Raw genomic sequence first — 8,501 nt, 5'->3', positions numbered from 1 at the left:
GGTCTCGATGAGGGGCGCGAGGGTCTCGGGCCACAGCGTACCGAGGAGGGTGTAGCGGCTCATGAAGTCAGGCTCCTGCCAGCGCGCGGGAGGCTGGTAGCGGCCGTGAGCCAGGTCGTGGAGGTGGGCGACGCCGTCTGGTGTGGCGGTGTAGACCTTCGCCTTCGGTGCGTTTGCTCGCTCCTCCTCGTGGTACTCGATGAGCCTCGCTCGCGCGAGTCTGTGGAGCGTCCGGTAGATCTGCGACTGGTCTGCGTTCGCGCGGATGAACACCCCTTCGATGTCTAGCCAGCGCTTGAGGTCGTAGCCGGTGAGGGGCCTGCGCACGGTGAGCGCCAGGAGAACGTCGTCGAACTTCATGGTGGGCCATTCTCTCGCAGTGTCGTGGTGGGCCGTTGACACGTCACGACCCACCATGCACTATAGGACACGTCCGATAGATGCCCCGGACCATCGCTCGCGTTCAAGGGAGACGCCGTGAGTCACGCAGCACGATTCATCGCATGCGACGACCGGTCGTCTCGTCGACGGCTCGACGGGGCCCAGTCCCGGATCGCGGTGCAGCGGTCGGGGATCCTTCCTGCTTTGCGCGCTCACGTCGAGGACGGGCGCGGTGTTCACCTCCGTCCCGGGTCCGTGACTGGGCCGAGGCTGCAGCAGGCGAGGACCTCGAGCCCGAGGTGGCGGCGCCATTCGGTCCATTCGTCGGACTGTTCGGCCAGCACGGCGCCGAAGATGCACGACCGCGTCCCGGTTGCCGAAGACGGTGACGGCGTCGGTGCGGCGGCGGATCTCCTTGTTCAACCCCTCAGACGGGTCGTTGGACCGGATCGGGGTCCATACGTCCTTCGGGAGACCGATGAATGTGAGGATGCCCGCGCGCGCGGCGTCCAGGTGCTGGGCCACCGCGGGCAGCCTGACGCGCCGTCGCTCGCGGTCCTTCGTGGTCGAGCATCTGCGAAGACGGAAGTGAACGTGCCTGCCTGGTCGAGGGGGGCGGCGCCGGGACGCATCGACCTGCTCGTCCACGTCGGTGGCCACCCCCGAGACCGGCAGCTCGCTCAGCGAGGGCCTCGCCGAGCAGGTCAGCAGGGTCGACGACGGCAGGTGCGGTCATCGTGGTTCTCCGTTCGGGCGCGCTGTGGAAGGTTCGCTCGAAGGCCGGAAAACCACGGATGACCGTGATCGACGCCGTGCTGGAGAGCCGTTCGCGGGGCTGGGCCGGCGCAATCGGACGCTCCCAGAAGCTTCACATAAGTCCACGATGGGATGCCCCGACATGACGTCGGTCGTCTTGATTACAGATCGGAGGTACGAGCTGGGCCAGACAACACTCACATAGATGGCGCCGAGTTGCCATTCTGATAGCACAAAGAGAAGGCCGGTGGCTCCTCATCGCACCGGCGGACCATAAATGCTCGATTCGAAGGAGAATTGTGCCGAACAATATTGAGGGCGCAATGAGTCGCCGAGGATTCCTCGGCATTGGCGGGACGGCGTTGGTGGTCGCCTCGAGCGGTGCCGGAGTACTGGGTCTCGCAGGGTGCGACGGGAGTGGATCAGGGCCGTCGGGCGATCCTGGTAGTGCCGCCCGGATGTGGTCGATGTGGTCGGAGGGTGAACCGAACGAGGCGATCCTGGCCGAGGCAGTCAAGGACTTCAAGAAAGAAGTCGGTATCGACATTGGCGTCGACTGGAAGGGGCGCCAGCCGGTCGACGCGCTGCTGCCGTCGCTGAACACGTCGAACGTGCCGACGGACCTACTCAATGGTGGGAACACAGAGATTGTCAACAAACTCGCTGCGACCGAAAACGCGGTCGACCTGAGCGATGTGTACGATCGGCAGGTTCCTGGGGAGGACGTCACAGTCGCGGAGGCCGTCGGCAACGGAAACAGGATTGCGAACTCGATCGGGTTCACCGAGGAAGGCATCCCGGTTGCAGTCCCTTATCAGCTCTCGACGTTCCTGTTCTTCTACAATGGCCGCAGGTTCCCGGACCTGCAGGACAACCCCCCGCGTGACTGGGATGAGTTCTTCATGATGCTGGACGAGCAGGTCGCAAAGGGGCGCCAGCCGATCGCGCTGGATGGCAGTAAGCCGCCCTATCACGCCTGGTACTCGCAGCATCTGGTCTCGTCCATCGTGGGCTACTCAGGTTGGGTTGACGCGCACCTCGATCGGAGTGGGCAACTGTGGCGCGAACCCGAGTACGTGGAGGCGGCACGCATCATCGAGCGACTTGCTAGCGGTGGATACTTCATCGACGGTTACGATGCAAGCCAGTTCCCTGCGATGCAGCAGAAGTGGTCTAACAACGAGTCGGACTTCATCTTCAACGGCACCTGGCTACCGAAGGAGGTGAAGCCCTACGGTGATCCGGAGGCTGAGTATCGCTCCTTCCCGTTCCCCGCAGTACCCGGCTACGAGCCGCCCCCGGTCTTCATCGCGACACAAGGTGTGAGCGTCCTCAGCAAGGCCGAAGACGTCGAGCTCGCCAAGGAGTTCGTGTCGTGGATGCTCAAGACCAAGTATCAGGAAATGACCGCCACGGAAGCGGGCGAGATCCCGGTGCGGGTCGACGTAGCGGTACCACCCACCGCCGAGGGCGCGGTGGAGCAGCTGTCCGGCGGCAAACTGATTCAGAGCGCCCCGCCGAACCAGGCGTACTGGAATGACGTGTTCGAGGTCGTGCACGCCGACCTGGTGTTCGGTCGGCTCACGGCCGAAGAGTACATCGACAAGCTCGCGACCCAGAGCAACGAGTTCTGGAAGAACCACGAATAGTCGGTGCCCGCACGCCACACCGAGTCACACCACCCTAGAGAAGTCTGGACAACCAATGGCAACCACTCCTGTCGCGCCGCGCGTCCAGCGTTCACCCTCTCAACAGTCTGGGCTACGGACCCAGCGCTCGCCCTTTCAACAGTCCAGGCGACGGATGTTCGTGCCGTTCGTCGCGCCAGCGCTGATCGTCTTCACGCTCATCGTCCTGGCGCCGACGGTGTTCAGCCTGTGGGTGAGCTTCAACGAATGGGCCGGTGCCGGTCCGATGACTTTCGCCGGGTTCGCGAACTATGCCCGCATGGCGAGCGATCCCGTGTTCGTCACGTCATTCGTCAACACCATGTGGACTCTGTTCGGTGTTGGCGCCGCCGTGTTCGTGGTGAGTTTCGCCCTCACCATGTTGCTTCAGAACATGTTAGGTCGCAAGTTCATCAGGCTCGTGATCTTCTTCCCGAGCTTGGTCCCTGGCGTGGTCGTCGGAATTCTATGGGGATTTCTGTTCAATGCGGACGGTCTGGTCAACACGGTTATCGGCGGCCTCGGCGTCGACGACCCTCCTGGGTGGCTGTCGCAGGAACACATGTTCAAGATCATCCTTCTGGGCATCATGTGGCTCCATACGGGCGTCTACACCGTCATCCTGATGGCGGCCGCAGACCGTATCCCACGTGATCTCTACGAGGCGGCCGATCTCGCTGGCGCGACCCCATGGCAACGCTTTCGCTATGTGACCCTTCCTCTGATGTGGGACGTGGTGAGCGTATGCATCGTGCTCTGGTGCGTGCAGGCGCTGAAGATCTTCGAGTTCATCCTGGTCTTCACCGGAACCGGCGGTCTGCCCGATCGTGGAGTCTGGAACCTTGCCTTGTTCTCGTACGCCGAGGCATTTCCGACGGATGGTACGCCCGCCTTCGGGATGGCTGCTGCCACGGGCATGCTCATTCTCGTACTGGCCATGGTGTTCACAGTGCTAGCACGCTGGGTGCTGCGCCGCGATGACGTGCAGTACTAGAAATCACAGAAGGGCGTTCGCCATAACCATGAATGCACCCGCCGACACGGCTCCACCGAATGGGGCGGCTCGCGACGGACGCGGGCGTCGATCTCGTAGCGGTTTCCACTACCTTCTTATCCCTGCGGCGTGGGCGCTCGCCGTATTTGACCTGTTCGTGGTCGCTTGGATGCTGATCAGCTCCTTCAAGACGACGCGCGAGGTGTTCCTCGATCCGTGGGGCCTTCCATCTGCGCTGAGATGGGAGAACTACGTCGAGGCCTGGAACAGCGCCAACATCGGTGAAGGAGTGCTCAACTCCATGCTCCTCGTCGGAGTCAGCGGAGTTGCGACGATTATCCTTGCGGCTCCGGCAGCATACGCGCTCAGCCGTTTCGGTAACCGTGGATCCAGTACGTTGACCGTGATCTTCGTGCTTGGCCTCGGTGTTCCAGCCCAGGCAATATTTATTCCGCTGTACATCGCTTTCGACCGGCTCGGCCTGATCAACTCCCTGACGAGCCTGCAGCTCATCTACACGGGGACGGGCCTGCCGTTTGCGGTCTTTCTCTTGACGGCGTTCTTCCGGACTCTACCTCGGGACATTGAAGAGGCTGCCGTGATCGACGGCGCGTCCACCTGGTACACGTACTCGCGCATCATGCTCCCGTTGGCCCGCTCCGGAATCATCACCGTCTTCATGCTGCAGGCGATCGGCCATTGGGGAGAAACGTTCTTCGCGCTGATGGTGCTGCAGGACAAACACACCATCTCGCTGGCACTGCTCGAGTTCATGAAGGCGATGCAGTACACAGGCGCTCGATGGTCGGTGCTGTTTGCGGGGTTATCTCTTGTGGTCCTCCCCCTCATCGTGCTCTATGTGTGGCTAGGGTCCCGGATCGTGGAGGGCATTGCCGCCGGCTATGGCAAATAGTGGAAGCCACGCAGGTTGCTGTTCGGGCAACCGGTCGGTGCGTCAGAGAACGATTGGTGCGACGACGATGTGGGTCCTGGATCCTGTGGAAACGTGATCGGAAGGGGGCTGCGACCCGCCCGCTGCCAAGCCACCGGCTGACCGTCATCCCGGCATTCTATGACTCGCCCGACGCCGCGAGGGAGCACAGGTCCGCCGTGCCGAGATGTTGGGGAGTTCGCGTCACCGATGAGGGAGGACCGGAGAGATTGCCTTCTCGGTCGCGGTCGACGAACCGTGACGCATGCGAACGTCGATCGTCAAACTTTGGAAGGGAGGTGAAATCGATGAGCTGGCGTGGGCCGTCGCGATGCCATTCGGAAGCGCGTTGTGGAGCATTCTGGCGTGCTTGGTGCATCCGCGCCGGTACCCTCAGCGCGCTGCCGTGAGCTGGGTATGAAGTTCCCGCACCGCCGCGACGGGGACCAACGAATGATCAGTGCCAGAATCCGGCAATATCCCACGAAAGGGAGACGGAATTATGGACTCTAGTATGAAGCGACGGAGCTTCCTGGGGCTTGGCGTCCTGGTTGCTGGAAGCTCGATCCTCCTTGATTCGACGACCGCCGCGGCTGAGACTGCCGCAGGCGTCCCGGAGATCAAGAACGTGTTTGTCGAGACTGCGGTCCGCGACAAAGAGCTCCGGGTGCACGTCACGTACCTTCCGAACGAGGTGACGGAGGGACACGAGCTAGCATTGAGGGTCTCTGAGCTGAATGGCGAGACAGATCACCTGCCGAGCATGAGCGTTCCTCTGTCGACCACCGGCAGCGGCGGTCTGGTACTTCAGACGGTCACGGTTCCATGGGCAGACCCTCGCCTGTGGAACGTCGGGGACCCCTACCTGTATCAGCTGCACGTCGAGATCACCGACGGCAACGGCGGCTCAGTGGAGAACTACTCGCCGGTGAGGTTCGGATTCCGCGAGGTGTGGACGGAGGGTCGGGACATCATCGTGAACGGCGAGCCGATCAAGCTCCGGATGGCGCCGTTCATCGGAGGGCCCGAAGGTATGGGGCCCGAGTGGTCAACCGGCATGCCGCAGATGCTGTTCTACTCCGGCATGGGTATGAACGCGATGGAGTTCCAGCCACACCGTGGCCCCGGCGACTGGACCTGGGCCAACGGGTGTGCTCCCGGGGTAATGCAGGGCGGTAGTGAGGAGGTGCTGGACCTGGCTGATGAGCAAGGCTTCGCCGTCTTGATGCCGACGCCGTCCGTGCAGCATATCCGCGATGACCTGGAGGCCGGAGAAGACGAGGTCATCGAAGAGTTCACCGAAAGCTTTTGGCACTGTGGTGCAGAGCTCGACCGCCAGAACCGTCCGAGCATCATCGGATGGATTCCCACCATGAACACAGGTGTGGACTACGACCCCGAGAATATCGGCCGGACGCTTCCTCCGGAGCAGGAGCCAGCGTGGGCTCAGGTGACGGAAGAGATCATCAAGACGGAAGATCCGACACGAATGGTGATTCACCACAACGGTAGTCCGGGCACTGATCTCCAGCTGTACAACTTCTACCTCAACTTGATCCCGCTGCAGGAACGTGAGGAGTGGTTCTCGTCGTGGAGCGAGGACGGCGACAGGCCGTGGGGTTCGTGCGAGTTCGGTCCGCCGATGAGTGGCAACTTCTTCCGGGGTCGTCTCGGCGACCACAAGGACGGAATTCCTTACTACACCGAGTACTTTGCCGCATACCTGGGCGACAAGGCGTACGCCCAGGAGGGTGACGCCTATGTCGAAGCGGTCGAGACTCTCGACCGGGACGAGGCTCACGTGGGTAGCCCGAACGGGTCGAGGTTCCAGCAGCTGGGTTTCCAGGAACAGATCGGCGAGTTCACCGCCTACTACGACTACATGGACCTGTTCATCCGCAACACGAACAAGTCCTATCGAGGCTGGGGAGTCAACGGCGGCCTGTTTCCCTGGATCCAGGACGTGGCATTCGGCAAGGCGCCGGGACATGAGCACGGGACGCACCGATGGCTGGACTTTCACTACCGCGAGCTCGCGGAGATCGATGGCGACCTCACTCGCCCACCGGAGTGGGCCAACCGCATCTACCACTCCTACCGCGACACGCTGCAGCCCCTCTTGGTCTTCGTCGGCGGGCCGGCGGAGCGGTTCACTGCCAAGGACCACACGTATCACGCGGATGAACAGGTGGAGAAGACGATCGTCGCAGTCTGGGACGGTCCGGGCAGCAAGCAGGTTGGTGTGGAGTGGCAGCTCGTCTCGGGTGAGGAGGTGCTGGCATCCGGAGAAGAGGCGTTCGATCTCGCGCCGGGCACCGTGGAACGCCGACCGATTCAGTTCACACTGCCGGCGGTGAATGCGAGGACGCAGGCAAGCCTTCAAGTGTCCGTCCAAGACTGAGCGGTACTCACCGAGTCCATCTGTTGGAGCAGACCTATGACTGACATGGCCCTGACCATCCTTCCCGCCATCGAAAATCTGAGCGAACGACAAGCACGCTGGGCAATCTACGATCCCCCGGGCGCGACGACGACCGAACTCTCGAAGCTGGGTTTCGCTGCACCCGAGGTAGGCGTCGGTGACGACCTGTCAGACATCGACGTGCTGGTGATCGGCAGCCGCGCTCTCGACGTCACGGGGCAGCTTCCGTTCTCACCCGAGGACGTCGAGCGAGGGATGCGCGTCGCGATCTTCGAGCAGACCTCCGACGCGTTGGAGATCTTCGGGTTCAGGAGCGAAGACGTGGTGCCTCGGTACGTCTTCCCGCGCCTGGACGAGCATCCCGTGTTGAACGAGCTCTCTGCCGAGGACTTCGTCAACTGGCGTGGCCAGGGAAGCCTCGTCCCGACGACGAAGCGCAACACGTATCCATACCTGGACCAGCGTGTGCACTGGGGCAACCACGGGTCGGTGGCGTCGGTCGTCATCGAGACGCCGCACCAGGGTGCGTTCACGCCGATCCTTGAGGCGGAGTTCGACCTGGCGTACAGCCCGCTTCTCCAGTGGCGCCACGGTGCCGGAGAGGTCCTCTTCGTCCAGCTGGACCTGACCGGACGTCTGGATGTCGAACCGGCGGCCGCTCGCGTCGCACGCAACATCGTCGAGTACCTCGACGGGCCGACTCCGTCGTCCGTCCCGCAGGACAAGGGAATCTACTACGTCGGCACGCACTCCGACGAGGTGGCGTTTCTGCGCAGTCTCGCCTTCGAGGTGCGGGAGGTCGCGCCGAGTGCGTCGCCTCCAGCGCTCACCGTGGACGACTTCGAGGGCAGCGTTGTTGTCCTCGGCCGGGACGTGGCTTCCCAGCTGAGCTCGGCCGTTCGTGTCCGTATGAAGGGATTCGTCCGCGGCGGTGGCACGGTGCTGCAGCTACCACAGACCGCGGAGCACTTCGAACAGACGCAGTGGCCGAAGCCTGTGACGGCCAGCGCGGCGACGCTGGCGCGTGTGGACGCGGCAGAGCTGGAGTCGGCGCCGGAGCTGCTCAGCGGGATCGGACCTCAGCTCCTTCACTGGCGTTCCTTCTTGGAGCTGGACGTCATCGAACCGTCGGGGTTGCCCGCGGGCGCATCACGTCTGCTGAATGGGCTCGTCGCGATCGTCCCCGACTTCAAGGGCCAGTGGGTCTATAGCCAGCTGGACTGGCGACAGCTGGACACCGGGCAGAACAACACGAGGCGGCCGCGCTGGAACGTGAGAAAGTTCTACCGTCAGGTCCTCACGAACTTGGGCGCGAGGACGAGCCGCGACGGGACGAACGGAATGCTCGGG

General features: G+C 62.9%; 6 protein-coding genes and 1 pseudogene. 5 read left to right on the top strand and 2 right to left on the bottom strand.

What is annotated here, in order from left to right; all coding sequences use genetic code 11:
- Together ELR45_RS10925 and ELR45_RS10920 are read right to left on the bottom strand one after the other, a co-directional pair.
- Nucleotides 1–360, bottom strand: a 360-nt coding sequence (locus ELR45_RS10925) for a PadR family transcriptional regulator (RefSeq protein WP_205856392.1), incomplete at its 3' end; no start/stop codon positions are given.
- A gap of 228 nt (nucleotides 361–588) precedes the next feature.
- Nucleotides 589–918, bottom strand: a pseudogene (locus ELR45_RS10920) (transposase); the annotation flags it as partial.
- Between the two features lie 518 nt (nucleotides 919–1,436).
- Here ELR45_RS10920 and ELR45_RS10915 point away from each other — a divergent pair.
- The 5 genes from ELR45_RS10915 to ELR45_RS10895 all read left to right on the top strand — a co-directional run.
- Nucleotides 1,437–2,786, top strand: coding sequence for an ABC transporter substrate-binding protein (locus ELR45_RS10915; protein ID WP_129665926.1), 1,350 nt, complete (start codon nucleotides 1,437–1,439; stop codon nucleotides 2,784–2,786).
- Between the two features lie 232 nt (nucleotides 2,787–3,018).
- On the top strand, nucleotides 3,019–3,798 hold the full coding sequence (locus ELR45_RS10910; protein ID WP_205856391.1) for a carbohydrate ABC transporter permease: 780 nt from the start codon (nucleotides 3,019–3,021) through the stop codon (nucleotides 3,796–3,798).
- 169 nt (nucleotides 3,799–3,967) lie between these two features.
- Entirely contained in the window at nucleotides 3,968–4,711 is a 744-nt protein-coding gene (locus tag ELR45_RS10905) for a carbohydrate ABC transporter permease (protein WP_205856390.1), read from the top strand.
- A 520-nt stretch (nucleotides 4,712–5,231) separates the two neighbouring features.
- Complete coding sequence (locus ELR45_RS10900; protein ID WP_129665920.1) at nucleotides 5,232–7,130, top strand: glycoside hydrolase family 2 protein; 1,899 nt, start codon at nucleotides 5,232–5,234, stop codon at nucleotides 7,128–7,130.
- A 36-nt stretch (nucleotides 7,131–7,166) separates the two neighbouring features.
- The coding region (locus tag ELR45_RS10895) for a hypothetical protein (protein WP_165367670.1) at nucleotides 7,167–8,501 on the top strand (1,335 nt) is incomplete at its 3' end.

Source organism: Phytoactinopolyspora endophytica, assembly GCF_004138495.1.
In the GTDB taxonomy this organism is placed as follows: Bacteria; Actinomycetota; Actinomycetes; order Jiangellales; family Jiangellaceae; genus Phytoactinopolyspora; species Phytoactinopolyspora endophytica.
The sequence above is the reverse complement of the archived record's forward strand: the minus strand, read 5'-3'. Positions and strand labels throughout refer to the sequence as shown.